A 25,810-nucleotide genomic window follows, 5' to 3' on the forward strand; every position below is an offset into this window, starting at 1 on the left:
CCGAGAGTGCCTGGTACTCCTCAAGTCCTTGCGGACAGAGGGAATTACCAGGAGCTCTTGGTCACGCCCGGCAGCTCGCCACGGTGAGCCATCTCACGAAGGCAGACGCGGCACAGGCCGAACTTGCGGTACACGGAGTGGGGGCGACCGCAGCGCTGGCAGCGGGTGTACGCACGCACACCGAACTTGGGCTTGCGGGCAGCCTTCGCGATGAGAGCCTTCTTCGCCATCTCGCTTACGCCTCCTTGAAGGGGAAGCCGAGGTGACGAAGGAGCGCGCGGCCCTCAGCGTCGTTGGTCGCCGTGGTGACCACGGTGATGTCCATACCCCGGGTACGGTCGATCTTGTCCTGGTCGATCTCGTGGAACATGACCTGCTCCGTGAGACCGAAGGTGTAGTTGCCACGGCCGTCGAACTGCTTCGGCGACAGACCACGGAAGTCACGGATACGCGGCAGCGCGAGCGACAGCGTACGGTCCAGGAACTCCCACATGCGGTCACCACGGAGGGTGACGTGGCAGCCGATCGGCTGACCCTCGCGCAGCTTGAACTGCGCGATGGACTTGCGGGCCTTCGTGACGGCCGGCTTCTGACCGGTGATCGTCGTCAGGTCGCGGATGGCGCCGTCGATCAGCTTGGAGTCGCGGGCGGCGTCGCCCACACCCATGTTGACCACGATCTTCACGAGGCCGGGGATCTGCATGACGTTCTCGTAGGAGAACTCTTCACGCAGCTTGCCCGCGATGTCCTCGCGGTACTTCGTCTTGAGACGCGGAGTGGTAGCCATCAGATGTCCTCACCCGTCCGCTTGGCAACGCGGATCTTGTTGCCCTCGTCGTCGAAGCGGAAACCGACGCGGGTGACGACCTTCTGGCCGTCCTTCTCCACGACCAGCTGAACGTTGCTGACGTGGACCGGCGCCTCGGTGATCACGATGCCACCGGTCTGCGAGCCACCAGCGGTCTGGCCGGCCTTGGTGTGCTTCTTGACCCGGTTGACACCCTCGACGAGGACGCGGTCGTTGGCGGGGAAGGCCGCGATGACCTTGCCCTGCTTGCCCTTGTCCTTACCGGTGATGACCTGAACCAGGTCGCCCTTCTTGATCTTCATGCTTACAGCACCTCCGGCGCGAGCGAGATGATCTTCATGAACTTCTTCTCGCGCAGCTCACGGCCCACCGGGCCGAAGATACGGGTGCCGCGAGGGTCGCCGTCGTTCTTCAGAATGACGGCGGCGTTCTCGTCAAAGCGGATGTACGAGCCGTCCTGGCGGCGACGCTCCTTGACGGTGCGAACGATGACCGCCTTGACGACGTCACCCTTCTTCACGTTGCCACCGGGGATCGCGTCCTTGACGGTGGCGACGATGACGTCACCGATGCCCGCGTAGCGGCGACCGGAACCACCGAGAACACGGATGCAAAGGATTTCCTTGGCACCAGTGTTGTCGGCGATACGCAGTCGCGACTCCTGCTGGATCACGTGTATCTCCTGTTTGTCTGCCGGTTCCCGGCGGGGGCTCCGCTCCGAAGAGCGGCGGCCCCCACCGAGCCTGGCGGAACGAACCTAAGGGAAACCCCTCAGGTGCTTACTTGGCCTTCTCGAGGATCTCGACGATGCGCCAGCGCTTGCTCGCCGACAGCGGACGCGTCTCCATGATGAGGACGCGGTCGCCGACGCCGGCAGCGTTCTGCTCGTCGTGCGCCTTGAGCTTGTTCGTACGGCGGATGACCTTGCCGTACAGGGCGTGCTTCACGCGGTCCTCGACGGCGACGACGACGGTCTTGTCCATCTTGTCGCTGACGACCAGACCCTCACGGGTCTTGCGGAAACCGCGCTCGGTCTTCTCAGTCACGTTGTTCTCGCTCATCAGGCGCTCTCCACCGTCTCGATACCGAGCTCACGCTCGTGCATCAGGGTGTAGATGCGAGCGATGTCCTTACGGACGGACTTGAGCCGGCCGTTGTTCTCCAGCTGACCCGTGGCCGCCTGGAAGCGGAGCTTGAACAGCTCCTCCTTGGCCTCGCGCAGCTTGCCAACGAGCTCCTCGTTGCCGAGCTCACGCAGCTCGGACGCCTTGGTTCCCGTCGCCATCACGACTCACCTGCCTCGCGCCGAACAATCCGGCACTTCATCGGAAGCTTGTGAGCAGCGCGGGTGAGCGCCTCACGAGCAATCTTCTCGTTCGGGTAGGACAGCTCGAACATGACCCGGCCCGGGTGCACGTTCGCGATCCACCACTCGGGAGAACCCTTACCGGAACCCATGCGGGTTTCGGCCGGCTTCTTCGTCAGCGGACGGTCCGGGTAGATGTTGATCCAGACCTTGCCGCCACGCTTGATGTGGCGGGTCATCGCGATACGAGCCGCCTCGATCTGGCGGTTCGTCACGTAGGCGGGGGTGAGCGCCTGGATGCCGTACTCGCCGAACGAGACCTCAGTACCGCCCTTGGCCATACCGCGGCGCTTCGGGTGGTGCTGCTTGCGGTGCTTGACCCTACGAGGGATCAGCATGTCGGTCAGGCCTCCGTTCCGGTGCTCTCAGCCGGAGCGGCGGCGGGAGCGTCGGCCTTGGGGGCCTCGGCACCAGCAGCCTGCTGCGGCTTGCGGCCACCACGGCCGCCGCGCTCGCCACCACGGCCACCACGGCCGGCGGGACGGTCGCCAGCGCCGGCACCACGGGCCGGGCGGTTACCCGCACGGGCCGCAGCGTTCTCGGCGCGAACCTCGGCGATGTTCTTGACGTCGCCCTTGTAGATCCAGACCTTCACACCGATACGGCCGAAGGTGGTCTTGGCCTCGAAGAAGCCGTAGTCCACGTTCGCGCGCAGGGTGTGCAGCGGCACACGGCCTTCGCGGTAGAACTCGGAGCGGGACATCTCGGCGCCGCCGAGACGGCCGCCACACTGGATCTTGATGCCCTTGGCGCCGGCCTTCATGGTGCCCTGCATGCTCTTGCGCATGGCACGACGGAAGGAGACGCGGGAGGAAAGCTGCTCGGCAACGGCCTGGGCAACCAGCTGAGCGTCGAGCTCGGGGTTCTTGACCTCGAGGATGTTCAGCTGGACCTGCTTGCCCGTGAGCTTCTCGAGGTCACCGCGGATGCGGTCGGCCTCGGCGCCACGGCGGCCGATGACGATGCCCGGACGAGCGGTGTGGATGTCCACACGCACGCGGTCACGGGTGCGCTCGATCTCAACCTTCGAGATGCCGGCGCGCTCCATGCCGGACGTCATCATCCTGCGGATGGCGACGTCTTCCTTGACGTAGTCCTTGTACAGCTTGTCGGCGTACCAACGCGACTTGAAGTCGGTGGTGATGCCGAGCCGGAACCCGTGCGGGTTTACCTTCTGGCCCATTACCGGGAACCTTCCTTGCTGCTGACGACCACGGTGATGTGGCTGGTCCGCTTGCGGATCCGGTAGGCACGGCCCTGGGCACGCGGACGGAACCGCTTCAGGGTCGGGCCCTCGTCCACGTACGCCTCGCTGATGACCAGCGTGGTGGCGTCCGGGTGGTTGTAGTTGTGTGCGGCATTGGCAATGGCGCTGTCCAGCACCTTGCCAACCGGCACGCTCGCGGCCTGCGGGGCGAAACGCAGGACCGCCTGAGCCTCCGTGGCATCCATGCCACGGATAAGGTCCACCACTCGGCGGGCCTTCATGGGCGTGACGCGGATGTACCGCGCCTGGGCCCTGGCTTCCATGGTTGTCCCTTCGGTGTAAGTCATAGTCGTAACCACCCCGCCTTTAGCGGCGCTTCGACTTCCGGTCGTCCTTGACGTGGCCGCGGAAGGTGCGAGTCGGCGAGAACTCGCCGAGCTTGTGGCCGACCATCGACTCGGTGACGAACACCGGGACGTGGGTCTTGCCGTTGTGCACCGCGATGGTGTGACCCAGCATGCTGGGGATGATCATCGAGCGACGGGACCAGGTCTTGATGACGTTCTTGGTACCGGCTTCGTTCTGGACGTCCACCTTCTTCAGGAGGTGTCCGTCGACGAAGGGTCCCTTCTTGAGACTGCGCGGCATCTAAACCCGCTCCTAGCGCTTCTTGTTCGTCTTGCGGCGGCGGACGATGTACTTGCTCGAAGCCTTCTTCGGCGAGCGAGTACGACCCTCCTTCTGACCCCACGGGGAGACCGGGTGGCGACCACCGGAGGTCTTACCCTCACCACCACCGTGCGGGTGGTCGACCGGGTTCATCGCGACACCGCGGACGGACGGGCGAACGCCCTTCCAGCGCATACGGCCGGCCTTGCCCCAGTTGATGTTCGACTGCTCGGCGTTGCCGACCTCGCCGACCGTGGCGCGGCAGCGCGCGTCGACGAGACGGATCTCGCCCGACGGCATGCGGAGGTGGGCCATGGTGCCCTCCTTCGCCAGCAGCTGCACGGAGGCGCCCGCGGAACGGGCGAACTTGGCGCCACCACCGGGACGGAGCTCGATCGCGTGGATCGTGGTACCGACCGGGATGTTACGGAGCGCGAGGTTGTTACCGGGCTTGATGTCGGCCGTGGGGCCGTTCTCAATCCGGTCGCCCTGCTTCAGAGCCTTCGGCGCGATGATGTAGCGCTTCTCGCCGTCCGCGTAGTGCAGGAGCGCGATGCGCGCGGTGCGGTTGGGGTCGTACTCGATGTGCGCGACCTTGGCCGGCACGCCGTCCTTGTCGTGACGACGGAAGTCGATCACGCGGTAGGCGCGCTTGTGTCCACCACCCTGGTGGCGAACGGTGATCCGACCGGTGTTGTTACGGCCGCCCTTGCTGTGCAGGGGGCGAACCAGCGACTTCTCCGGCGTGGACCGCGTGATCTCGACAAAGTCGGCGACGCTGGAGCCACGACGGCCCGGGGTCGTCGGCTTGTACTTGCGGATACCCATTTCTCAGTCCTCGTCCGATTCCGGACGACTAGACCTCCGTTAGGAGGCCTGGCCGCCGAAGATGTCGATTCGGTCGCCCTCAGCGAGGGTCACGATGGCGCGCTTGGTGTCAGCGCGCTTGCCGAAACCGGTCTTGGTGCGCTTGCGCTTACCCTGACGGTTGATCGTGTTGACCCCGGTGACCTTGACCCCGAAGACCGCCTCGACGGCCTGCTTGATCTGGGTCTTGTTGGAGCCAGGCGCGACGATGAACGTGTACTTGTTCTCGTCCAGCAGCGCGTAGCTCTTCTCCGAGACAACCGGCTTGATCAGCAGGTCGCGCGGGTCAGTGAAGGTCTTGCTGGTAACGGTCGCCTCAGACATCAGGCGTCGCTCCCTTCGGTCTCATCGGCCTTGGGGCCAGACACGAAGGACTCGAAAGCGGCCTGAGTGAAGACCACGTCGTCAGAGACGATCACGTCGTACGTGTTCAGCTGGCCCGGCTCCAGGATGTGGACCTGGGGCAGGTTGCGGGCGGACAGCCACGCGGCCTCGTCGGCGCGCTCGACGACCAGGAGCAGGTTCTTGCGCTCCGAGATCTTGCCGAACAGCGTCTTGGCGGCCTTCGTGGAGGCGGCACCCTCGACCACGCCGGTGACGACGTGGATGCGGGAGTGACGCGCACGGTCCGAGAGGGCACCGCGGAGGGCGGCGGCCTTCATCTTCTTCGGGGTCCGCTGGGAGTAGTCACGCGGCTGCGGGCCGTGGACGACGCCACCGCCGACGAACTGCGGAGCGCGGGTCGAACCCTGGCGAGCGCGGCCGGTGCCCTTCTGGCGGTACGGCTTGCGGCCACCACCACGGACTTCGCCACGACGCTTGGTCTTGTGCGTGCCCTGACGGGCAGCAGCCAGCTGAGCGACAACGACCTGGTGGATCAGCGGAACGCTGGTCTTCGCGTCGAAGATCTCCGCGGGGAGCTCGACGGTACCGGCCTTGTCGCCTGCCGGCGAAAGGATGTCAATGGTGCTCATTACCTCAAGCCCCCTTGGCCGCGGTACGGACCAGGACGAGGCCGCCGTTCGGACCGGGGACCGCGCCCTTGATGAGCAGCAGACCCTTCTCCGCGTCAACCGCGTGGATGGTCAGGTTCTGGGTGGTGACGCGCTCGTTGCCCATACGACCGGCCATGCGCATGCCCTTGAAGACACGCCCAGGGGTGGCGCAGCCACCGATCGAACCGGGGGAGCGGTGCTTGCGCTGCACACCGTGACCGGCGCCGAGGCCCCGGAAGTTGTGCCGCTTCATGACACCGGCGAAGCCCTTGCCCTTGCTGTTGCCCGTGACGTCAACCTTGACGCCGGACTCGAACACCTCAGCAGTGATCTCCTGGCCGAGCGTGTACTCGCTGGCGTCGGAGGTGCGGAGCTCCACCAGGTGGCGGCGGGGGGTGACGTCGGCCTTGGCGAAGTGGCCCTTGAGGGGCTTGTTCACCTTGCGCGGGTCGATCTCGCCGAAGGCGATCTGGACCGACTCGTAGCCGTCGATGTCGTTCGTACGGACCTGGGTAACGACGCAGGGTCCGGCCTTGACCACGGTGACCGGGACGACACGGTTGTTCTCGTCCCAGACCTGGGTCATGCCGAGCTTCTCGCCCAGGACGCCCTTGATCTGCTTTGCCATCTTCTCGACGCCTCTCAGAGCTTGATCTCGATGTCAACGCCGGCCGGAAGGTCCAGGCGCATCAGCGAGTCAACGGTCTTGGGCGTCGGGTCGAGGATGTCGATCAGGCGCTTGTGCGTGCGCATCTCGAAGTGCTCGCGCGAGTCCTTGTACTTGTGCGGCGACTTGATGACGCAGTACACGTTCTTCTCAGTGGGCAGCGGCACCGGGCCTGCGACCGACGCACCAGTGCGGGTCACCGTCTCGACGATCTTCTTCGCCGAGGAGTCGATGACCTCGTGGTCGTAGGCCTTGAGCCGGATGCGGATCTTCTGTCCCGCCATGGCTACTCCGTAGTCCTGTCTGTATGTGGAACGCTCTGGCTCCCGGTGGGCCGCGGGATGGATCCCGCAGTCTTTCCTCCGACCCACGCGGTCGGGCGTGTCGCACTCCCTCTACAGAAAATTCCCATACGGAAATTCCCTCGTCCAAGGGGATGCGGTCCCGGACCGCGCATCGGGGGAGAAACACCCGCCGAGTGCCTGGTGGGCACCGTGCTGACACTTCCCAGAAGATTCCCGTACGTCCGTCCTCATTGCTGCCCCGAGGGGCAGATTAAGGACGACGAGTACTGTGGGACTCGCTTCCGGTCCTCCCGGCGGGAGGCGCACAGCATCGGCACTCAACCGAGCAACTTGAGTAGTCTGCCATACGAGACACGTACCTGGCCAATCGGGCCGAAGAGAATACCCCGCCGCGCGATCACGTCAAACCCCGGCGCGCGACGGGGATCCCTGGTCAGGCCGGTCAGGACCGCGTGATGGTCCCGCAGTCCCCGCCGCGGATCTCGCCGCTGCGGTCGTACGGGTCCGCGGCCGGTCCGGAGCCCGGCGTTCCGTCCGGCCCGTCCTGCCCGAAGTCCGGATGCATGAATCCCCCGGCCGCCCCGCAGCGCACGTTCGACCACTCCGCCTTGTACGTGTGCAGCTGGAGCTTCCCCGCCGTGGCCCGCCAGCGCGCCGGGTCGAGCACCGAGAAGGTGATCTGCCGGCGCACGATCGTGCGCTGCACGCTGCCGTCCGCCCGCGTCATCGGGTGCACGAAGGTGTAGTCGGTGACCACCAGGAGCTCCCCCGGCTCCCCCGCCTCCGCGCGCATGCTGCCGCGCACCTTGACCACGTCGCCGACGGGCCGGACCTCGGCCGGGTCGAAGCGGGTGAACAGCTTGGCGGCGTCGTCCCCGGAGCCGGACTGCGCCAGCGAGCGCTCCGCCTTCTGCGCCACATCGGGCTGCGCCGGGTCCAGCAGCGCCAGCGCCGCCTGCGGCCGGCCGCCCCGCAGGACCGCCGGGTCCAGGTTCGCGGAGACCAGGAAGGCCTTCGCCCGCGCGAGCGCGTCCGCGACCCGCTCCGGCGCCAGCCCGGCCACGGCGGCCGCCGCGGGCACCTCGATGGCGGCGGCGCCCTCGGCCCACCGCTGGGCCGGGGACCCCCGGAACGGCTCGGCGAGCGTCGGCCGCTCCGCCCGGACGTCCCCCGGGGCCGCGGTCGGACGTACGGACTCCGCCGGCAGCGGCCCGGCCGCCGCGGCCCGCTCGCGCGCCGTGCTCTCGCCCGTCAGCCGGTCGATCAGCAGCTCCGGCCGGAGGGCGACCAGCGCGAGCCCCGCGATGAGCACGATCGCGGCGGCCGCCTTGAGCCGCCGCCCCTTGCTCCGGCGGCCCGGCGCGTCCGGCCCGGTGCGCCATCCCGGCGGCCCGGCCGCGGCGGCCCGGCCGCGGCCGAAGCGGCCCGCCGCCCGGCGCCGTTCCTCGTCCTCGCGCCGCAGCCGCTCCGTCACCATCCGCGCCCGCGCGGACGGTTCCTTCGGCGCGTCCGCGCTCCGCTGCCCCGCCTGCTCGGCGAACCGCTGCCACTCCTCGTCGGACACGCGCGGTCCGTCGTCCTGCTGTGCCATTCCCTGCCCCACCCCGTGAAACGTTCCTGCCGCGCCCGGAGGCGCCCCCTGTACATGCGGTGCGAGCGTCTCACACGCCACTGACACCCTCGTCGTCCCCATCGGCCGCTACGCGCCCCGGACATGCGGAAAGGGCCCCTCCCCGCCGCCGGAGCGGTGGGAAGGGGCCCTTCCGTCATGCATGGTGTCCGCTCGCACGGACGACCGGGTCAGAGCACGAAATTACTTCGTGATCTTGGTGACCTGGCCGGCGCCCACGGTACGACCACCCTCACGGATGGCGAACTTCAGGCCCTCTTCCATCGCGACGGGCTGGATGAGGTTGACCGTCATGTCGGTGTTGTCACCGGGCATGACCATCTCGGTGCCCTCGGGGAGGGTCACAACGCCCGTCACGTCCGTGGTACGGAAGTAGAACTGCGGGCGGTAGTTGTTGAAGAACGGGGTGTGACGGCCACCCTCGTCCTTCGACAGGATGTACGCGGCGGCCTCGAACTCGGTGTGCGGCGTGACCGAACCGGGCTTGATGATGACCTGGCCGCGCTCGACGTCCTCGCGCTTGATGCCACGGAGGAGCAGACCGACGTTCTCACCGGCCTGGCCCTCGTCGAGCAGCTTGCGGAACATCTCGATGCCGGTGACCGTGGTGGTGGTCTTCTCCTGCTTGATGCCGATGATGTCAACGGTCTCGTTGACCTTCAGGACACCACGCTCGATGCGGCCGGTGACGACGGTGCCACGACCGGTGATCGTGAAGACGTCCTCGACGGGCATCAGGAAGGGCTTCTCGGTGTCACGCGGCGGGGTCGGGATCGCCTCGTCGACGGCGTCCATCAGGCCGAGGAGCTTGTCGCCCCACTCCTTGTCGCCCTCGAGCGCCTTGAGCGCCGAGACCTGGACGACCGGCAGGTCGTCGCCCGGGAAGTCGTACTCGGAGAGGAGCTCACGGACCTCGAGCTCGACGAGCTCCAGGATCTCCTCGTCGTCCACCATGTCGGCCTTGTTCAGGGCGACGACGATGTACGGAACGCCGACCTGGCGGGCCAGGAGCACGTGCTCCTTGGTCTGCGGCATCGGGCCGTCGGTGGCGGCGACCACGAGGATGGCACCGTCCATCTGCGCGGCACCGGTGATCATGTTCTTGATGTAGTCCGCGTGACCCGGGCAGTCGACGTGGGCGTAGTGACGCGCCTCGGTCTGGTACTCGACGTGCGCGATGGAGATGGTGATACCGCGCTGGCGCTCCTCAGGAGCCTTGTCGATCTGATCGAAGGCCGAAGCCGCGTTCAGGTCCGGGTACTTGTCGTGCAGCACCTTGGTAATGGCGGCCGTGAGGGTCGTCTTACCGTGGTCAATGTGACCGATGGTGCCGATGTTGACGTGCGGCTTAGTCCGCTCGAACTTCGCCTTCGCCACGGGGGTCCTCCTGAGAGTGGTTCTGTACGCCTTGAATCATCGGCGCCAGGTGATCTTTGCTGGATAGCCGGTTCCCCCGGGGCAACGGGAGGGTTGCTCCTGTTGCCCCTGAGGCTCCGGTGGCAAGCCTAAAGCGTGTACTCGGAAGAGTTACTCGCCCTTGGCCTTCGCGATGATCTCCTCAGCGACGTTCCGGGGAACCTCGGCGTAGGAGTCGAACTGCATCGAGTAGCTGGCGCGACCCGAGGTCTTGCTGCGGAGGTCTCCGACGTAGCCGAACATCTCCGAAAGCGGCACGAGGCCCTTCACGACGCGAGCGCCGTGGCGCTCCTCCATGGCCTGGATCTGGCCACGGCGGGAGTTGATGTCGCCGATGACGTCACCCATGTAGTCCTCGGGCGTGGTGACCTCGACGGCCATCATCGGCTCCATGAGCACGGGGGACGCCTTGCGCGCGGCCTCCTTGAAGGCCTGCGAACCGGCGATCTTGAACGCGAGCTCGGAGGAGTCGACCTCGTGGTAGCCGCCGTCGAGAAGCGTGACGCGGACGCCCGTCATCTCGTAGCCGGCCAGGATGCCGAACTGCATGGCCTCCTGCGCACCGGCGTCGACCGAAGGGATGTACTCCTTCGGCACACGGCCACCGGTGACCTTGTTCACGAACTCGTACGCCGGACCGTCGGCGTCCGTGATCGGCTCGATCGCGATCTGCACCTTGGCGAACTGACCGGTACCACCGGTCTGCTTCTTGTGGGTGTAGTCGTGACGCTCGACCGTCGCGCGGATGGTCTCGCGGTAGGCGACCTGCGGCTTGCCGACGTTGGCCTCGACCTTGAACTCGCGCTTCATACGGTCGACCAGCACCTCGAGGTGCAGCTCGCCCATACCGCCGAGGATGGTCTGGCCCGTCTCCTCGTCCGAGTGAACGTGGAAGGAGGGGTCCTCCTCCGCGAGACGCTGGATGGCGACACCCAGCTTCTCCTGGTCACCCTTGGACTTGGGCTCGATGGCGACCTGGATGACCGGAGCCGGGAAGTCCATGGACTCCAGGATCACGGGTGCCTTGTCGTCACACAGCGTCTCACCGGTGGTGGTCTGCTTCAGGCCCATGACGGCGACGATGTCGCCGGCGCCCACCGCGTCGATCTCCTCACGCTTGTTCGCGTGCATGCGGTAGATCTTGCCGATGCGCTCCTTCTTGCCCTTGACGGAGTTCAGCACCGAGGTGCCGGCCTCCAGGCGGCCCGAGTAAACCCGGACGAAGGTGAGCTTGCCGAGGTGCGGGTCGCTCATGATCTTGAACGCCAGCGCCGCGAGGGGCTCCTCGTCGGACGGCTTGCGCTTCACGACCAGCTCCGCGTCCTTGACGTCGTGGCCCTCGATGGCCTCGATGTCCAGGGGCGACGGCAGGTAGCGGACGACGGCGTCGAGCAGGGGCTGGACGCCCTTGTTCTTGAACGCCGTGCCACAGAACACCGCGGTGATCGTGGCGCCCGAGCCCTTGCCGGAACCGATGATGATGCGACGCACGGCGGCGTGCAGCTGCTCGACGGTGGGCTCGACGCCCTCCAGGAACAGCTCCATGAGCTGGTCGTCGTTCTCGGCGACCTGCTCCACCAGCTTGGCGCGCCATTCCTCGGCGGCCTCGGTGTGCGTGGCGGGGATGTCGACGATGTCGTACATCTCGCCCTTGGTCGCCTCGGCGGACCAGACGAACGCCTTCATGGTGACGAGGTCGACGACACCCTGGAAGTCGGCCTCGGCGCCGATCGGCAGCTGCATGACGATCGGGACCGCGCCGAGGCGGGACTCGATCATCTCGACGCAGCGGTGGAACTCGGCACCGGTACGGTCGAGCTTGTTGACGAAGCAGATGCGCGGCACGCCGTAGCGGTCCGCCTGACGCCAGACAGTCTCGGACTGCGGCTCCACACCGGCGACACCGTCGAACACGGTGACGGCGCCGTCGAGGACGCGGAGCGAACGCTCCACCTCGACGGTGAAGTCAACGTGACCCGGGGTGTCGATGATGTTGATGGTGTGGTCGACGTCCTCGAGCGGCCAGTGGCAGGTCGTCGCGGCAGACGTGATCGTGATGCCGCGCTCCTGCTCCTGCTCCATCCAGTCCATCGTGGCAGCGCCGTCGTGGACCTCACCGATCTTGTACGACACACCGGTGTAGAACAGGATGCGCTCGGTGGTGGTCGTCTTGCCCGCGTCGATGTGGGCCATGATCCCGATGTTGCGGACCTTGGCCAGGTCAAGCGAAGTGGTAGCCATAAGGCTTCGGTCTTCTCTCGGTCTCGATGTGGGGTGGGACTACCAGCGGTAGTGCGCGAAGGCCTTGTTGGACTCGGCCATCTTGTGCGTGTCCTCACGCTTCTTGACGGCCGCACCGAGGCCGTTCGAAGCGTCGAGAAGCTCGTTCATCAGGCGCTCGGTCATGGTCTTCTCGCGGCGGGCGCGGGAGTAACCCACGAGCCAGCGGAGCGCCAGGGTCGACTGGCGACCCGGCTTGACCTCGACCGGAACCTGGTAGGTCGCGCCACCGACACGGCGGGACTTGACCTCGAGGGACGGCTTGACGTTCTCCAGCGCGCGCTTCAGCGTGATGACCGGGTCGTTGCCGGTCTTCTCGCGGAGGCCTTCCATGGCGCCGTAGACGATGCGCTCGGCGGTGGAGCGCTTGCCGTTCAGCAGGATCTTGTTGATGAGCGACGTCACCAGAGGAGATGCGTAGACCGGGTCGATGATGACCGGGCGCTTCGGGGCGGGGCCCTTACGAGGCATTCTTACTTCTCCTTCTTGGCGCCGTAGCGGCTGCGGGCCTGCTTGCGGTTCTTGACAGCCTGGGTGTCAAGCGCACCGCGGATGATCTTGTAACGAACACCCGGCAGGTCCTTCACACGGCCACCACGCACGAGCACGATCGAGTGCTCCTGCAGGTTGTGTCCCTCGCCCGGAATGTAGGCCGTGACCTCGATGCCGGAGGTCAGACGCACACGCGCGACCTTACGGAGCGCCGAGTTCGGCTTCTTCGGGGTGGTCGTGAACACTCGCGTGCAGACGCCACGACGCTGGGGCGAAGCCTCAAGCGCGGGGGTCTTTGTCTTCTCGACCTTGTCCTGCCGGCCCTTCCGGACCAGCTGCTGGATCGTAGGCACTACTTCTCCGGTTTCTGTGTGCCGTGTAGTGAAGCTAACCTGGAACTTTGCCGACCCACGCGGTCGGGTGTGTCGGATCCGGCGGACCTCCGCGCAAGCACGGAAACGCATGGATCGCGGTGGCCGATGCGGCTCGCGTGCGGTTGATGGACACGCACGGGAGCCCAGGCACACCCCAGGCACAAGGTCTGAGCGTACCCACCGCATCCACTCCGGTCAAAACATAAGCCCCGGCCCCCCGGCCCCGGAGGGCCCGGAGGTCAGGCGCCGCACGGGCGAGGGGCCCCCGAGCCGGGGCGGGCGTGCGGTCCGCGCACCGGCGTGGTAGAGCGGGCGAACTACACTTCCAGCGAATCCCAGCGAGTCAGACCAAATACGTACGAGCGCCAGGAGCGGGACATTGGGGACGGTCAGCACGGAGCCGACGACGGCGGACACCCCGCCCCCCGGCGGCGGCCCGGCACCCGCCCCCGACCGCCGCGCGGGGCGGCTGGCCCGCCTCTACGGGCCCCTGCTGGCCTTCCTCGTCACCTCGGGCGCCTTCTGCGCGGCCTGGGCGGCCCGCGGCAGCTTCCCCTTCGGGACCGCCGGCCGGGCCATCAACGACCAGGCCAACCAGTACGTGCCCTTCCACCGGGCCCTGTGGGACCTGGTCCACGGCCAGGCCTCCGGTGACGTCCTGTTCACCTGGAGCGGCGGCTTCGGACAGCAGTTCCTCTCCGACTACTACACCTACCTCGGCAACCCGTTCTCCTGGCTGGCCGTGCTGGTCCCCCGCGACCACGTAGACCTGGCCGTCTTCGCCGTCACCCCGGTCACGATGGGCACCGCCGCCGCCCTCATGACCGTCTACCTCGGCAAGCTCCACCCCGGCCCCTGGTGGCAGCGGGGCGTGCTCGGGGCCACGTACGGGCTGTGCGGATGGGCCCTGAGCGACGCCTCGTACATCCCGATGTGGCTGTGGGGCCTGGTCGCGCTGCCGCTGCTCGGGATCGCCGTCGAATGGTGCCTGGAGCAGCGGCGCTGGCCCGGGGTCGCGCTGTTCGTCGCCCTCGCCTGGTTCGGGAACTTCTACACCGCGATGATGGCCACGATGGCCGCCTGCGTCCTGCTCGCCATCCGGCTGATCACCCTGGACCTGACCGGCGCGCAGCGGCTGCGCGCCGTGTGGCGGGCCGCCTCCGCGGCGGCCGTGGGCATCATGCTCACCCTGCCGCTGCTCCTGCCGTCGTTCCTCTCCAGCGGCGCCGCGCAGCCCACCAAGGCCGCCGCCTTCGACCCAGTGCGGATCGAGGTGTTCCTGGCCGGGATGCTCCCGGCCACCCACCTCTGGGGCGGCCGGCCCCGGCTCTACGTCGCCTCCCTGGGGCTGATCCTGGCGGGCAGCTTCCTGCTCAATGCGGCGGTCGCGAAGCGCACCCGGCTGGTGTGGGCGGCCGCGACGGTGCTCGTGGCCGTCTCCTTCCAGTTCCCGCCGACCCAGTTCGTGTGGCACGGGCTGGCCGTCCCCAACGGCAACCCGTACCGCGAGACCTTCGTGTTCAGCGCGATGGTCGTCATCGTGGCCTGGCTGGCGCTGGCCCACCGGCCGCGCCCGCTGCACCTGGCGCTGTCCGCCGCCCTGCTGGTCGCGGCCACGTTCGTGCTGCGCCACACCAACGACTTCGGCGGCTGGACCTGGCCGGCCGTCCTCGGCGGCGGCGCCCTCTCGCTGCTGGCCCTGACCCTGCTCGCGCTCGGCGAGAAGCGGCGCTTCCTCGTGCCCGTCGCCGCCGTCCTGATGGTCGCCGTCGTCTTCGCCGAGTCCACCGCCGCGGCCGCCAACGCCGACGCCCGCCGGGCCCGCGAGCGCTGGGCCAAGCCCGCCGCCACCTCCAGCCAGTCGATCACCCGGCACTTCGAGGCGGTCCGGGATGTGGACGGCTGGCCCGCCTACCGGACGGATTCGGGCGCGCCGCAGACCTCGTACAACGACGCCCTCGCCCTGCGGGCGGAGGGCCCGCAGTACTACAGCAGCTACCTCCCGGAGGCCACGTACCAGGCCCTGGAGCCGCTGGGCTACGGCTTCAAGAACGACGGCCGGACCTTCTTCGGCGCCGACAACCCGGTGCTCGACGCGATCTTCTCGATCGGCGCCCGCGTCCGCCCCGGCACCGCCCCGCGCACCTGGACGGGCTCGAAGTTCCCGGCCCCGCCCCTGGTCACGGTCCGCCCCGCCACCCCGTACGCCTCCCCCAACCCGGCGGACAGCGTCTACGCCCGTCAGGAGACGGTCCTCGGCGCCACCGTCTACCGGGTCCCCGAGGTCACCCGCGGCGGCACCGGCACCGCCCAGACGTACGCCGCCCAGTGCACCCCGGGCTCCGAGGCCTACTGGTACTCCCCCGAGCTCTTCGGAACCCTGCGCACCGACGGCCACCGGCGCCCCCTGGAGGACCGCATGAGCGGCGTCCTCCCGCTGGGCCCGGTCCCCGCGTCGGGCCGCCTGGAGGTCACCGTCGACACCCACACCCGCGGCGCCACCGCCGGCCCCCACCCCATCGGCTGCCTGGACCGGCCCGCCCTGGACGCGGCGGTGGCCCACCTCACCGACACCGGCGCCACGAAGGTCACCGCGGGGGGCCACGGCATCGAGGCCACCCTCCCGCGGGGCGCCACCGGCACCGCCGTCCTCGCCACGACCGCCGTCCCGGGCTGGCAGTGCAACGCCCCGCTGCGCCCCTTCCACGGCCTGCTCGCGGTCCCCCTCACCCCGGGCACCGACAAGGTCTCCTGCACCTTCACCCCGAAGGGCCTCGCCCCCGGCCTCGCCGCCGCCGCCCTGGCCCTCCTCGCCCTCCTCGCCGTCCCCCTGACCCCCCACCTCCGCCGCCGCCTGCGCCACCGGCGCTGAGGCGCCGACCGAGACCAGCCGCCGGGAGCCCAATACCGGCGTTTGCGCAGACCGCAGGCCCCCCGGTGAGTAGATTGACCGCCCGCGATCGATCGGGGGGCCACATGGATCCGGCATACCTCCCGGGCGAGGGAGGACTGGACGACCGCGTCCCGTTCCTGGCCCGCCTGGAGAACGAGGACGCCACGGCGTTACGCAAACTGGGCCGCGAGCTGCGGTTCGCTCCACGCTCCCCGTTGATCCAGCAGGACGAGCCGTCCACGCACGTCCTGCTCCTCCTCACCGGCTGGACCAAGGTCACCGCCTCGGCGGCCACCGGATACCAGGCCCTGCTGGCATTGCGCGGGCCCGGTGACATCGTCGGGGAATCGGCCGCCGTCACGGGCGGGCCCCGGTCGGCCACGGTCACGGCGCTGGAACACGTCCGGGCGGTGGCCATCGACCACCGGGCGTTCCGCGAGTTCCTGGCCGGCTGCCCCGCGGCCGCCTTCACGCTCCTCGGGCTGACGGCCGAACGCACGCGGGCATCGGACCGGCGGCAGCTGGCACACGCGTCCATGAGCGTGCGCGAGCGCCTGGCAACGCTGCTGCTCGACCTGGCCCGTACCCACGGCCGTCGCGGCACGGACGGAGTGGAGATCGCCGTGCCGCTGACCAAGCAGGAGCTGGCGGGGGCGGTCGGGGCGTCACGCGAGATGGTCCAGCGCGCGCTCAAGGAACTCCGCGACCGGGGCGTCGTCGCCACCGGACGCCGCACGGTGGTGATCGCCCGGCCGGACGTCCTGCGGAGGATCTGCCGGCTCGACATCTGAGCCCTCAGTGCACACGGTCACAGTCGCAGTGCGTCATCTGCCCTCACACCGCGGTCTCCTGCGCCCACACCCTGGTGCGGCACCCGGAACGCAACCCCCGAGAGGCAGCCATGACGCACCCGCTCAACCGCACTCTTCTCCTGCTCGACATCGAGAAGTTCAGCGACCGCGACGACGTGGAACAGACGTACCTGCGGCGCATGCTCTACGACGTGGTCGAACGCGTGCTGCAGTCGGCCGGCATCGACCAGACCCTCCATCTGCGGGCCGACCGGGGCGACGGGGTTCTCGTGATGATCGATGCGAACGCCTCGCTGCCGCTCCTGCTGCGCGTCGTGCTCACCGAGGCTCCGGCGCGCCTGAGGGAGGTCAACCGGATGGCTTCGCGCACGGCCCAGATCAGGCTGCGTGCGGTGGTGGCCACCGGATTCGTCAGCGTCGACGCCATCGACGGCTGGGTCGGCACCGACCTCAACCAGGCGTGCCGCCTCCTGGACGCGGACGCCCTACGGGCCGCGCTGCGGGAGGGGAGCTCGGACATCGCCCTGTGCGTGTCCGAATCCGTGCACGCGGGGATCGTGCGCCACGACCACCAGGGCGTCCCGGCGGATTCCTTCCACCCCGTGACGGTGGAGAGCAAGAACGGTCCCCTGAAGGCCTGGCTCCACGGCCGCCCGCCCGCGGCAGCCGGCGCCGCCGCGCCCGCGCAGGACCTCGCGCCCGCACCCGCACAGGACCGGACGTCCCCCGCTGGCGGCGGCTCGGTGGAGTTCCACGGGACGAACAGCGGGGTGGTCACGGGTCAGATCAGCGGGCCGATGATCCAGGGCGGGGTGATCAACGGCGGCGTCACCTTCCACGGGGCCAAGGGTGACGGCCGATGAGCACCCCGGCCCCGGGCGGGGCGGCCGAGGCCAAGGCCGACCCGGGCGGACCGGCCGCGCCCGCGGAACAGGACGACTCGAAGCAGGGCCCCGACGAAAAGGGCGCCCTCCACCCGGAAGAGGCCCCGCCACAACGGGCCTGGGACACCCGGCGGGACATCGACCGCCACGCCCCGGCCTCCGCCCGGTTCACCGGACGGAACAGCGGGGTCGTGGCGGGCGCCATCAACGGCAACGTCACCAGGACCGAACACCACTACCACGGCTCCTCCGGACCCACCCGTGCCTCGGGGGAAGTCCCGGCCTCGGAGCTGGACCGGCTGGCCCTCACGTTCGTCGCCGGAGACACCCCCTTCGAGGAGCTCCTGGAGCGGCTCCGCGAAGAGCGAGTCCTGGTATTGACCGGAGTTCCCTTCAGCGGGCGCCGCACCGCCGCCCTGATGCTGCTGCGACGGGCAGGTGCGACCCCGGTGCACGCACTCGACCGCGAGACGACCCCGGGAGCGCTCCTGGAGCAGGTCCAGAAGGGCGCGGCCCCCGGTCACGTGCTGTGCGACCTGGTCACCTCCCGCACCGCACCGCTCCGCGAGACGCACGTCCTGTCGCTCCGCGACCACCTGCGCACGCACGACGGCCACCTCGTGATCACCACCGGTCTGCGGCCCTGGACCGAGGACGACGTCCGCACCCGGCCCTGGACCCCACCCGATGCCGGGACTCTGATGCGTTCCCATCTGGACCGGGCGGCCGGTGAGGCCACCGCTCGCAGACTGCTGTGTCTGGCCGAGGTACGCCAGTTCCTCCCCCGGGCCCACCAGCCCCGCGAGGTGGTCGCCTTCAGCCGTCAGCTCCTGCGCCTGGCGTCAGGAGAGATCCGGGAAGAGGATCTCCGCGACACCACGGCCGGACTGTTGGACGAACAGGTGCGCGAATGGTTCGAGGCGGACGAGGACACGCTCCACCTGCGGGAGAAGGCCTTCCTCATCGCTCTCGCCGCCTTCGACGCCGGCCCGTACGCCCTGACCGCCGAGCTCAGCGACCTCCTGTTCCAGGAGCTCCAGGCCACCGTCAACTCCGGCCTGCCCAAGGCCGTCCCCGTGTTCGGCACCCACATCCTCAACCGGCTGAGGACGGCCCGCGCCCGGCCCTACCCCGACCGGGAGATGACCGAATGGGGTCCCGTGGAACAGCTCAAGGCCGAGTTCCTGGACGGCCGCACCGCCTTCGTCCTGCTGCGCGAGGTCTGGACGGGGCACCCCTCGGCCCGTCCCGCGCTGGTCGCCTGGCTCGGGAAGCTCATCGTCGACGGCCGGCCCTTCGTCCGCACCCGGGCCGCGGCCACCGTGGGGGCGCTCGCCTTCACCGACCTGCCGTCCGCGATGGCCCTGGTCATCGAGCCCTGGGCCGTGTCCCGCAACGCCCAGCAGCGGGTCGGCGCGGTCAGCGCCCTGACTCTGGCGCACCGTGTGGGAGCACCGAACATCCTGCGGATCACCGACAGCTGGACCGCCGACAACGACCCGAACCTCTCCTGGGTGGGCATCCGCGTACAGGGCCTGCTGGGGGCCGAACGTGCCCGCGAGGCGCTCGCCGCGCTGCGCGTGCAGGCCCGCAAACAGTACGTCCCCGACGAGTCCGGGCCGGGGCCGCTGGAGAGCGAGATCGCCCAGTCGATCGAGCTCCTGCTGCTCTCCGAGAAGGCCGAGGACGTGCTCTGCGAAGTCCTGCGGACCCTGGACGACCACCGCTCGGTGTTCCAGATCTCCGTGGCCGGGTTCCTCGGCGCCTGCCGGCGCACGGCGGAAGAAGCACCCGACATGCCTCTCGTCCTGCGTACCTACCGGCAGGCCCGCCTCGACGGAACACCCGCCGCCCACGGGATCCCCAGGCTGTGGAGGGCCTGCCTCGGCGACCCGTCGTTCACCACCGAGGCGCTGGATGTCCTCCGGGCCTGGATCCTCGCGGCAGACCGGGACGTCGCCACGTCCTGGGCCCTCGCCGACCTGCTTCCGAAGCTGGCGGACGACACCACGGCGCGACAGCGCATCCAGCACCTCCTGCGGACGGTCCGCGGCGACGACGGCGGCCCGCGCCCGGCCTCGGCCGACGACCTCCTCACGGCCCTGTACCGGGCCTGACCCCAAGGAGCCCCAGATGTCCCCCGCACATTTCGACTGGCTGCAGGCCGCCGACCGGCACACGGAGCTGACCGACCCGGTCATCAGCGTCCGCCAACTCGCCCGCTGGGACCTGCGCCGCAAGCGCCACACCCACTTCGACCACTGTCTGGTTTACGCGACCCACGAGGGCGATCACGTGGAGTTCCGCCCGCCCCGCCGGCCCAGAGCGACCACCCGCTACAGCGCCGTGTACGAGGTGGACCTGGGAGTCCACCTCGTCCGCGACGAGGTGGCGCTGCCCAGTTCCAACGACGCCTTGGAGTTCCAGGCCGAGGCCGAGTTCCGCTGGCAGGTGGCCGATCCGGTCGCCTTCGTCCGCAGCGGGGAACGCGACGTGCCGCGGCTGCTGCGCAACGAGCTCGAACGGCGCTCACGGGATCTCGTACGACTGCACGCCGTCACCGACAGCGCCGTCGCCGAAGCGGAACTGCTGCGATCCGCTGCCGGCTGGCCGCAGTTGGGGGCCGCGGCCGGCCTCACGACGTCCTGGACCCTGCGGCTGCGCCGCAACCAGCAGGCGATCGCCCACCAGATCCGGCTCCAGGCCATCGGTCAGGAGGCCGAAGCGAAGATCCTCGGCGACGTGCTCGGGAGGGACACGGACGCCGCCGCCGAACAGCGGGAGGCCGCCCTCCTGCGGCTCCAGTCCGAGAAGGTCGGCCTGTACGAGGACTACCTGGAACAGGGTGGGATCAGGGCCTCGGCCTGGTACCTGAGCCGGCACCCAGGAGCGGGACAGGAGGTCATGGCCAACCTGCGGGAGGACCAGCGGCAACTCGTCGAAAAGCAGCTGGAGCTGGTCACGAAGCTGTTCGACTCGGCGGAGGCCGAGACCCACGAGCTGGCCGAACCCCGCAGGCACGCCGTCCGCGCGCTGACCGAGGTGCTCACCCAGCGCTTCCCCGGCACCTCCACGGACGCCGGCGGCTCGGCAGCCGACGGACCTCCCACCAGGGACCTGCCGCCCGGCTACGGACGGACACCCGTCGACCCGGCCGAGGGGTGACGGCCGTGGACAAGGACTCCGGTCACGGCGACGACCTCGACTACCGACACACTCCCGGTACCCGGGTCCACTACCGGGCCCGGAACCGCGCCACCGACCTCGCGGCCGTCGGCCGCCTCGCCCTGCACCTGCCCGGCGCGCTGCTCGGCCTGCTCCTCACCTGTCTGGCGGCCCGCGGGCTGCAGTCCGCCACCGGACTCCCGTACGGGATACCCCTCGGGTTGTGGCTGGCGGCCGGGGCCCTCGCCTTCCACCGGCCCACCGAAGCCCTGCTCGCCCGGTACCTGCTGCGGCTCGGGCGTCCCCTGCCGGACGAACTCTCCGTGCTGGCACCCGTGTGGCGCGAGGTGACGGCCCGTGCCGGGGTGGACGGCGGCCGCTACCGGCTCTGGATCGAGGAGGGCGAGGAGCTGATGGCCTCGGGCGCCGGCGGCCACCTCGTCATCATCACCAGGCGGGCGCTGGAGACCCTGCCGACGTCACAGCTGGCGGCGGTCCTCGCCCACGAGCTCGGACACCACACGGCGGGGCACTCCTGGGCACAGTTGCTCGTCTGGTGGTACGCCCTCCCCGGCAGGATCGCCTGGCGGGCCCTGGCCGCAGCGGCTCGTTCGGTCCGGCAAACGGTCCGGAGCGTGCCGGGCTACGCGGTCGTGCTGTCGGCCGTGCTCCTCGCCCTGGCCGCCTGCCGGGTCCTGGTCCTCACCTTCGGGCTGCCGATGCTCCTGGCGTCCCTGCCGTTCCTCATCGCCGCCGTCAGCCGCCGCACCGAGCTGCGGGCGGATCGGTACGCCGCCGTGCTGGGGTTCGGCCCGGATCTCGTCCGGGTGCTCGTGGAGCAGCCCGAGGAGGACGGGACAGGGCTCCTGAGGCTGCTCCTCGCCTCCCACCCCGACCACCGCACCCGCCTGCACCACCTCCGGCGCCATCTGTGAGGCACCGCACAACGCCGCAGGGCGGCCACCCTGTCGGGTGACCGCCCTGCGGTTGGTGCTCTGCTGCGACTTAGCCGTTGTACGGGCCGTAGTCGTAGTCCTCCAGCGGGACAGCCTGGCCGGAGCCGGTGCCGAAGGGCGAGTAGTCGATGTCGTCGTAACCGACGGCCGAGTACATCGCGGCCTTGGCTTCCTCGGTGGGCTCGACCCGGATGTTGCGGTAGCGGGCGAGGCCCGTACCGGCCGGGATGAGCTTACCGATGATGACGTTCTCCTTGAGGCCGATGAGGCTGTCGGACTTGGCGTTGATCGCCGCATCCGTCAGGACTCGGGTCGTCTCCTGGAAGGAGGCGGCCGACAGCCAGGATTCCGTCGCCAGCGAGGCCTTGGTGATACCCATCAGCTGCGGACGGCCGGAGGCGGGGTGACCGCCCTCGGTGACCACGCGACGGTTCTCGGTCTCGAACTTCGAGCGCTCGACGAGCTCGCCCGGCAGGAGCTCCGCGTCGCCGGACTCGATGATCGTCACGCGGCGCAGCATCTGCCGGATGATGATCTCGATGTGCTTGTCGTGGATCGACACGCCCTGCGAGTTGTAGACCTTCTGGACTTCGCCGACCAGGTGGACCTGGACGGCACGCTGGCCGAGGATGCGCAGCACGTCGTGCGGGTTGGTGGCACCCATGGTGAGCTTCTGGCCCACCTCGACGTGGTCGCCCTCGTGCACGATGACCTTGGCGCGCTTGGAGATCGGGAACGCCGTCTCCTCGCTGCCGTCGTCGGGCGTGATGACGATCTTCTTCGTCTTCTCGGTCTCCTCGATCCGCACGCGGCCGGCGGCCTCGGAGATCGGGGCGACACCCTTCGGGGTACGGGCCTCGAAGAGCTCGACGACACGCGGCAGACCCTGCGTGATGTCGTCACCGGCCACACCACCGGTGTGGAAGGTACGCATCGTCAGCTGGGTGCCGGGCTCACCGATGGACTGGGCGGCGATGATGCCGACCGCCTCACCGATGTCGACCAGCTTGCCGGTGGCCAGCGAGCGGCCGTAGCAGAAGGCACAGGTGCCGACCGCGGACTCGCAGGTCAGGACCGAGCGGGTCTTGACCTCCTCGACGCCGTTCGCGATGAGGGCGTCGATGAGCACGTCACCGAGGTCCACGTTCGCCGGCGCGATGACCTTGCCGTCGATGACGACGTCCTCGGCCAGCATGCGGGCGTACACGGAGGTCTCGACGTCGTCCGCCTTGCGCAGGACACCCGCCTCGTCCTTGACACCGATCTTGAGCTTGAGGCCGCGCTCGGTGCCGCAGTCCTCCTCGCGGATGATGACGTCCTGCGAGACGTCCACCAGACGACGGGTGAGGTAACCCGAGTCGGCGGTACGCAGGGCGGTGTCCGCCAGACCCTTACGGGCACCGTGCGTGGAGATGAAGTACTCCAGAACGGTGAGGCCCTCGCGGAAGGACGCCTTGATCGGACGCGGGATGGTCTCGTTCTTCGCGTTCGACACCAGACCACGCATACCGGCGATCTGTCGCATCTGCATCATGTTTCCTCGGGCACCCGAGTCAACCATCATGAAGATGGGGTTCGTCTTGGGGAAGTTCGCGTTCATCGCCTCGGCGACCTCGTTGGTCGCCTGCGTCCAGATCTGGATGAGCTCCTGCGTGCGCTCTTCCTTGGTGATCAGACCGCGCTCGTACTGCTTCTGGACCTTCTCGTCCTTGGCCTCGTAGCCCGCGACGATTTCCTTCTTCGCCTCGGGAACGACGACGTCGGAGATGGCCACGGTGACGCCCGAACGGGTCGCCCAGTGGAAGCCGGCCGCCTTCAGGTTGTCGAGCGTCGCCGCCACGATGACCTTGGGGTAGCGCTCCGCCAGGTCGTTGACGATCTCGGAGAGCTGCTTCTTGCCCACCGAGTAGTCGACGAACGGGTAGTCCTCGGGCAGCAGCTCGTTGAAGAGCGCGCGGCCCAGGGTCGTCTTCAGACGGAAGCTGTCGCCCGGCTGGAACTCCTGCTCGCCCTCTTCGGCGACCGGCGCCACCCAGCCGCGCGGCGGGATGGTGCCCACCGGGAAGCGGATGTCGACGGCCGACTGCAGCGCGAGCTCGCCGGCGTCGAACGCCATGATCGCCTCGGCGGTCGAGCCGAACGCGCGGCCCTCGCCCTTGACGTCACGGAGCTCACCGTCGGTGGTCAGGAAGAACAGACCGAGGACCATGTCCTGGGTCGGCATCGTGACCGGACGGCCGTCGGCCGGCTTCAGGATGTTGTTCGAGGACAGCATCAGGATGCGGGCCTCGGCCTGCGCCTCCGCGGAGAGCGGCAGGTGCACGGCCATCTGGTCACCGTCGAAGTCCGCGTTGAACGCGGTGCAGACGAGCGGGTGGATCTGGATGGCCTTGCCTTCGACCAGCTGGGGCTCGAAGGCCTGGATGCCGAGGCGGTGCAGCGTGGGCGCACGGTTCAGGAGGACCGGGTGCTCGGCGATGACCTCTTCGAGGACGTCGTAGACGACCGTGCGGCCGCGCTCGACCATGCGCTTCGCCGACTTGATGTTCTGCGCGTGGTTCAGGTCCACCAGGCGCTTCATCACGAACGGCTTGAAGAGCTCCAGCGCCATGGCCTTGGGCAGACCACACTGGTGCAGCTTCAGCTGCGGACCGACGACGATCACGGAACGCGCGGAGTAGTCCACGCGCTTGCCGAGGAGGTTCTGACGGAATCGACCCTGCTTGCCCTTGAGCATGTCGCTCAGGGACTTCAGCGGACGGTTGCCGGGACCGGTCACCGGACGACCACGACGACCGTTGTCGAAGAGGGCGTCGACGGCCTCCTGGAGCATGCGCTTCTCGTTGTTCACGATGATCTCGGGGGCACCGAGGTCGAGAAGGCGCTTCAGGCGGTTGTTGCGGTTGATCACGCGGCGGTACAGGTCGTTCAGGTCGGAGGTCGCGAAGCGGCCACCGTCCAGCTGCACCATCGGACGCAGGTCCGGCGGGATCACCGGCACGCAGTCCAGAACCATGCCCTTGGGCTTGTTGCTGGTCTGCAGGAACGCGGAGACGACCTTGAGGCGCTTGAGCGCACGGGTCTTCTTCTGGCCCTTGCCGGTACGGATGATCTCGCGGAGGCGCTCGGCCTCCTCGTCGAGGTCGAAGGACTCCAGACGCTTCTGCAGCGCCGCGGCGCCCATGCAGCCGTCGAAGTACGTACCGAAGCGGTCGCGCAGCTCGCGGTAGAGCAGCTCGTCGCCCTCGAGGTCCTGGACCTTGAGGTTCTTGAAGCGGGCCCACACCTCGTCGAGGCGGTCGATCTCGCGCTGGGCGCGGTCACGGAGCTGCTTCATCTCGCGCTCGGCACCTTCGCGCACCTTGCGGCGTACGTCGGCCTTCGCGCCCTCGGCCTCGAGCTCGGCCAGGTCGGTCTCGAGCTTCTTGGCACGGCCTTCGAGGTCCGCGTCACGGCGGTTCTCGATCTGCTGGCGCTCGACGGAGACGTGCGCCTCCAGCGACGGGAGGTCGCGGGTGCGGCGCTCGTCGTCGACGAACGTGATCATGTACGCGGCGAAGTAGATGACCTTTTCGAGGTCCTTCGGCGCGAGGTCCAGCAGGTAGCCCAGGCGCGACGGGACGCCCTTGAAGTACCAGATGTGGGTGACGGGAGCGGCAAGCTCGATGTGGCCCATCCGCTCACGACGCACCTTGGCGCGCGTGACCTCGACGCCGCAGCGCTCGCAGATGATGCCCTTGAAGCGGACACGCTTGTACTTGCCGCAGTAGCACTCCCAGTCCCGGGTCGGACCGAAGATCTTCTCGCAGAAGAGTCCGTCCTTCTCGGGCTTGAGCGTGCGGTAGTTGATGGTCTCCGGCTTCTTGACCTCGCCGTGCGACCAGGTTCGGATGTCGTCCGCGGTGGCAAGGCCGATCCGCAGCTCGTCGAAGAAGTTGACGTCGAGCACTGTGCGTCAATCCCTCTTTCGGGGTCGAGTCTCAATCATGGTCTGAACGGTCCCGGGGATGACGGGGGGCTCTTG

General features: G+C 68.7%; 27 protein-coding genes. 6 read left to right on the top strand and 21 right to left on the bottom strand.

Annotation, left to right across the window (positions count from 1 at the left end; all coding sequences use genetic code 11):
• Window positions 1-44 precede the first annotated feature (44 nt).
• The 20 genes from ACGFXC_RS12580 to rpsL form a co-directional block, all read right to left on the bottom strand.
• Window positions 45-230: a type Z 30S ribosomal protein S14 gene (locus ACGFXC_RS12580; protein WP_003956452.1), complete on the bottom strand. Its 186-nt coding sequence runs from the start codon at window positions 228-230 to the stop codon at window positions 45-47.
• 5 nt (window positions 231-235) lie between these two features.
• Window positions 236-787 (bottom strand): 50S ribosomal protein L5, encoded by a 552-nt coding sequence (rplE, locus tag ACGFXC_RS12585; RefSeq protein WP_030154702.1) that lies wholly within the window; start codon window positions 785-787, stop codon window positions 236-238.
• On the bottom strand, window positions 787-1,110 hold the full coding sequence (rplX, locus tag ACGFXC_RS12590) for a 50S ribosomal protein L24 (RefSeq protein ID WP_351821600.1): 324 nt from the start codon (window positions 1,108-1,110) through the stop codon (window positions 787-789). The genes rplE and rplX overlap by 1 nt, the downstream gene beginning before the upstream one ends.
• 2 nt (window positions 1,111-1,112) lie before the next feature.
• Window positions 1,113-1,481, bottom strand: a complete 369-nt coding sequence (rplN, locus tag ACGFXC_RS12595) for a 50S ribosomal protein L14 (RefSeq protein WP_008739701.1) — start codon at window positions 1,479-1,481, stop codon at window positions 1,113-1,115.
• Window positions 1,482-1,587: 106 nt separating this feature from the next.
• On the bottom strand, window positions 1,588-1,869 hold the full coding sequence (rpsQ, locus tag ACGFXC_RS12600) for a 30S ribosomal protein S17 (RefSeq protein WP_030008467.1): 282 nt from the start codon (window positions 1,867-1,869) through the stop codon (window positions 1,588-1,590).
• Window positions 1,869-2,093, bottom strand: a complete 225-nt coding sequence (gene rpmC, locus ACGFXC_RS12605; protein WP_008739703.1) for a 50S ribosomal protein L29 — start codon at window positions 2,091-2,093, stop codon at window positions 1,869-1,871. Before rpmC ends, rpsQ begins: the two co-directional genes overlap by 1 nt.
• Window positions 2,093-2,512, bottom strand: coding sequence for a 50S ribosomal protein L16 (gene rplP, locus ACGFXC_RS12610; protein ID WP_030026326.1), 420 nt, complete (start codon window positions 2,510-2,512; stop codon window positions 2,093-2,095). Before rplP ends, rpmC begins: the two co-directional genes overlap by 1 nt.
• 5 nt (window positions 2,513-2,517) lie before the next feature.
• Window positions 2,518-3,357 (bottom strand): 30S ribosomal protein S3, encoded by an 840-nt coding sequence (gene rpsC / locus ACGFXC_RS12615; protein ID WP_007265905.1) that lies wholly within the window; start codon window positions 3,355-3,357, stop codon window positions 2,518-2,520.
• Window positions 3,357-3,704 (bottom strand): 50S ribosomal protein L22, encoded by a 348-nt coding sequence (gene rplV, locus ACGFXC_RS12620; RefSeq protein ID WP_214946990.1) that lies wholly within the window; start codon window positions 3,702-3,704, stop codon window positions 3,357-3,359. The genes rpsC and rplV overlap by 1 nt, the downstream gene beginning before the upstream one ends.
• Window positions 3,705-3,747: 43 nt before the next feature.
• On the bottom strand, window positions 3,748-4,029 hold the full coding sequence (gene rpsS, locus ACGFXC_RS12625) for a 30S ribosomal protein S19 (RefSeq protein ID WP_361913648.1): 282 nt from the start codon (window positions 4,027-4,029) through the stop codon (window positions 3,748-3,750).
• Between the two features lie 12 nt (window positions 4,030-4,041).
• Window positions 4,042-4,878, bottom strand: coding sequence for a 50S ribosomal protein L2 (gene rplB, locus ACGFXC_RS12630; RefSeq protein WP_008739715.1), 837 nt, complete (start codon window positions 4,876-4,878; stop codon window positions 4,042-4,044).
• A 39-nt stretch (window positions 4,879-4,917) separates the two neighbouring features.
• Window positions 4,918-5,241: a 50S ribosomal protein L23 gene (gene rplW / locus ACGFXC_RS12635; RefSeq protein ID WP_030154694.1), complete on the bottom strand. Its 324-nt coding sequence runs from the start codon at window positions 5,239-5,241 to the stop codon at window positions 4,918-4,920.
• Window positions 5,241-5,891, bottom strand: coding sequence for a 50S ribosomal protein L4 (gene rplD, locus ACGFXC_RS12640; RefSeq protein ID WP_030008466.1), 651 nt, complete (start codon window positions 5,889-5,891; stop codon window positions 5,241-5,243). The genes rplW and rplD overlap by 1 nt, the downstream gene beginning before the upstream one ends.
• Before the next feature lie 4 nt (window positions 5,892-5,895).
• Window positions 5,896-6,540: a 50S ribosomal protein L3 gene (rplC, locus tag ACGFXC_RS12645; RefSeq protein ID WP_007265899.1), complete on the bottom strand. Its 645-nt coding sequence runs from the start codon at window positions 6,538-6,540 to the stop codon at window positions 5,896-5,898.
• Window positions 6,541-6,554: 14 nt separating this feature from the next.
• The gene (gene rpsJ / locus ACGFXC_RS12650; RefSeq protein WP_003948644.1) at window positions 6,555-6,863 is read right to left on the bottom strand and encodes a 30S ribosomal protein S10; all 309 of its coding nucleotides are present in this window, start codon (window positions 6,861-6,863) and stop codon (window positions 6,555-6,557) included.
• Window positions 6,864-7,326: 463 nt separating this feature from the next.
• The gene (locus ACGFXC_RS12655; RefSeq protein WP_393712102.1) at window positions 7,327-8,475 is read right to left on the bottom strand and encodes a hypothetical protein; all 1,149 of its coding nucleotides are present in this window, start codon (window positions 8,473-8,475) and stop codon (window positions 7,327-7,329) included.
• A 222-nt stretch (window positions 8,476-8,697) separates the two neighbouring features.
• Window positions 8,698-9,891 carry an elongation factor Tu gene (tuf, locus tag ACGFXC_RS12660; RefSeq protein WP_281204230.1) on the bottom strand — a complete coding sequence of 398 codons (1,194 nt, stop codon included), beginning with the start codon at window positions 9,889-9,891 and terminating at the stop codon, window positions 8,698-8,700.
• Window positions 9,892-10,041: 150 nt separating this feature from the next.
• A complete protein-coding gene (gene fusA, locus ACGFXC_RS12665; protein WP_393712104.1) occupies window positions 10,042-12,171 on the bottom strand; it encodes an elongation factor G in 2,130 nt (709 codons plus the stop codon).
• A gap of 39 nt (window positions 12,172-12,210) precedes the next feature.
• Entirely contained in the window at window positions 12,211-12,681 is a 471-nt protein-coding gene (gene rpsG, locus ACGFXC_RS12670; RefSeq protein WP_007265894.1) for a 30S ribosomal protein S7, read from the bottom strand.
• A gap of 2 nt (window positions 12,682-12,683) precedes the next feature.
• Window positions 12,684-13,055 (bottom strand): 30S ribosomal protein S12, encoded by a 372-nt coding sequence (rpsL, locus tag ACGFXC_RS12675; RefSeq protein WP_007265893.1) that lies wholly within the window; start codon window positions 13,053-13,055, stop codon window positions 12,684-12,686.
• A 400-nt stretch (window positions 13,056-13,455) separates the two neighbouring features.
• On the opposite strand from rpsL, the gene ACGFXC_RS12680 reads away from it, so the two are divergent.
• From ACGFXC_RS12680 to ACGFXC_RS12705, 6 genes are all read left to right on the top strand, one after another.
• Window positions 13,456-15,948: a YfhO family protein gene (locus tag ACGFXC_RS12680; protein ID WP_393712107.1), complete on the top strand. Its 2,493-nt coding sequence runs from the start codon at window positions 13,456-13,458 to the stop codon at window positions 15,946-15,948.
• A gap of 104 nt (window positions 15,949-16,052) precedes the next feature.
• The gene (locus tag ACGFXC_RS12685; protein WP_393712109.1) at window positions 16,053-16,760 is read left to right on the top strand and encodes a Crp/Fnr family transcriptional regulator; all 708 of its coding nucleotides are present in this window, start codon (window positions 16,053-16,055) and stop codon (window positions 16,758-16,760) included.
• 110 nt (window positions 16,761-16,870) lie between these two features.
• Complete coding sequence (locus ACGFXC_RS12690; protein WP_393712111.1) at window positions 16,871-17,644, top strand: hypothetical protein; 774 nt, start codon at window positions 16,871-16,873, stop codon at window positions 17,642-17,644.
• Window positions 17,641-19,782, top strand: coding sequence for a hypothetical protein (locus ACGFXC_RS12695; RefSeq protein ID WP_393712112.1), 2,142 nt, complete (start codon window positions 17,641-17,643; stop codon window positions 19,780-19,782). Before ACGFXC_RS12690 ends, ACGFXC_RS12695 begins: the two co-directional genes overlap by 4 nt.
• A gap of 16 nt (window positions 19,783-19,798) precedes the next feature.
• Complete coding sequence (locus ACGFXC_RS12700) at window positions 19,799-20,830, top strand: hypothetical protein (protein ID WP_393712114.1); 1,032 nt, start codon at window positions 19,799-19,801, stop codon at window positions 20,828-20,830.
• 5 nt (window positions 20,831-20,835) lie between these two features.
• Window positions 20,836-21,765, top strand: coding sequence for a M48 family metalloprotease (locus tag ACGFXC_RS12705; RefSeq protein ID WP_393712115.1), 930 nt, complete (start codon window positions 20,836-20,838; stop codon window positions 21,763-21,765).
• A gap of 70 nt (window positions 21,766-21,835) precedes the next feature.
• Here the strand turns inward: ACGFXC_RS12705 and ACGFXC_RS12710 are convergent, their stop codons facing one another.
• Window positions 21,836-25,735 carry a DNA-directed RNA polymerase subunit beta' gene (locus ACGFXC_RS12710; RefSeq protein ID WP_393712117.1) on the bottom strand — a complete coding sequence of 1,300 codons (3,900 nt, stop codon included), beginning with the start codon at window positions 25,733-25,735 and terminating at the stop codon, window positions 21,836-21,838.
• Window positions 25,736-25,810: the final 75 nt, after the last annotated feature.

Source organism: Streptomyces sp. NPDC048507 (assembly GCF_043199995.1).
Classification (GTDB): domain Bacteria; phylum Actinomycetota; class Actinomycetes; order Streptomycetales; family Streptomycetaceae; genus Streptomyces.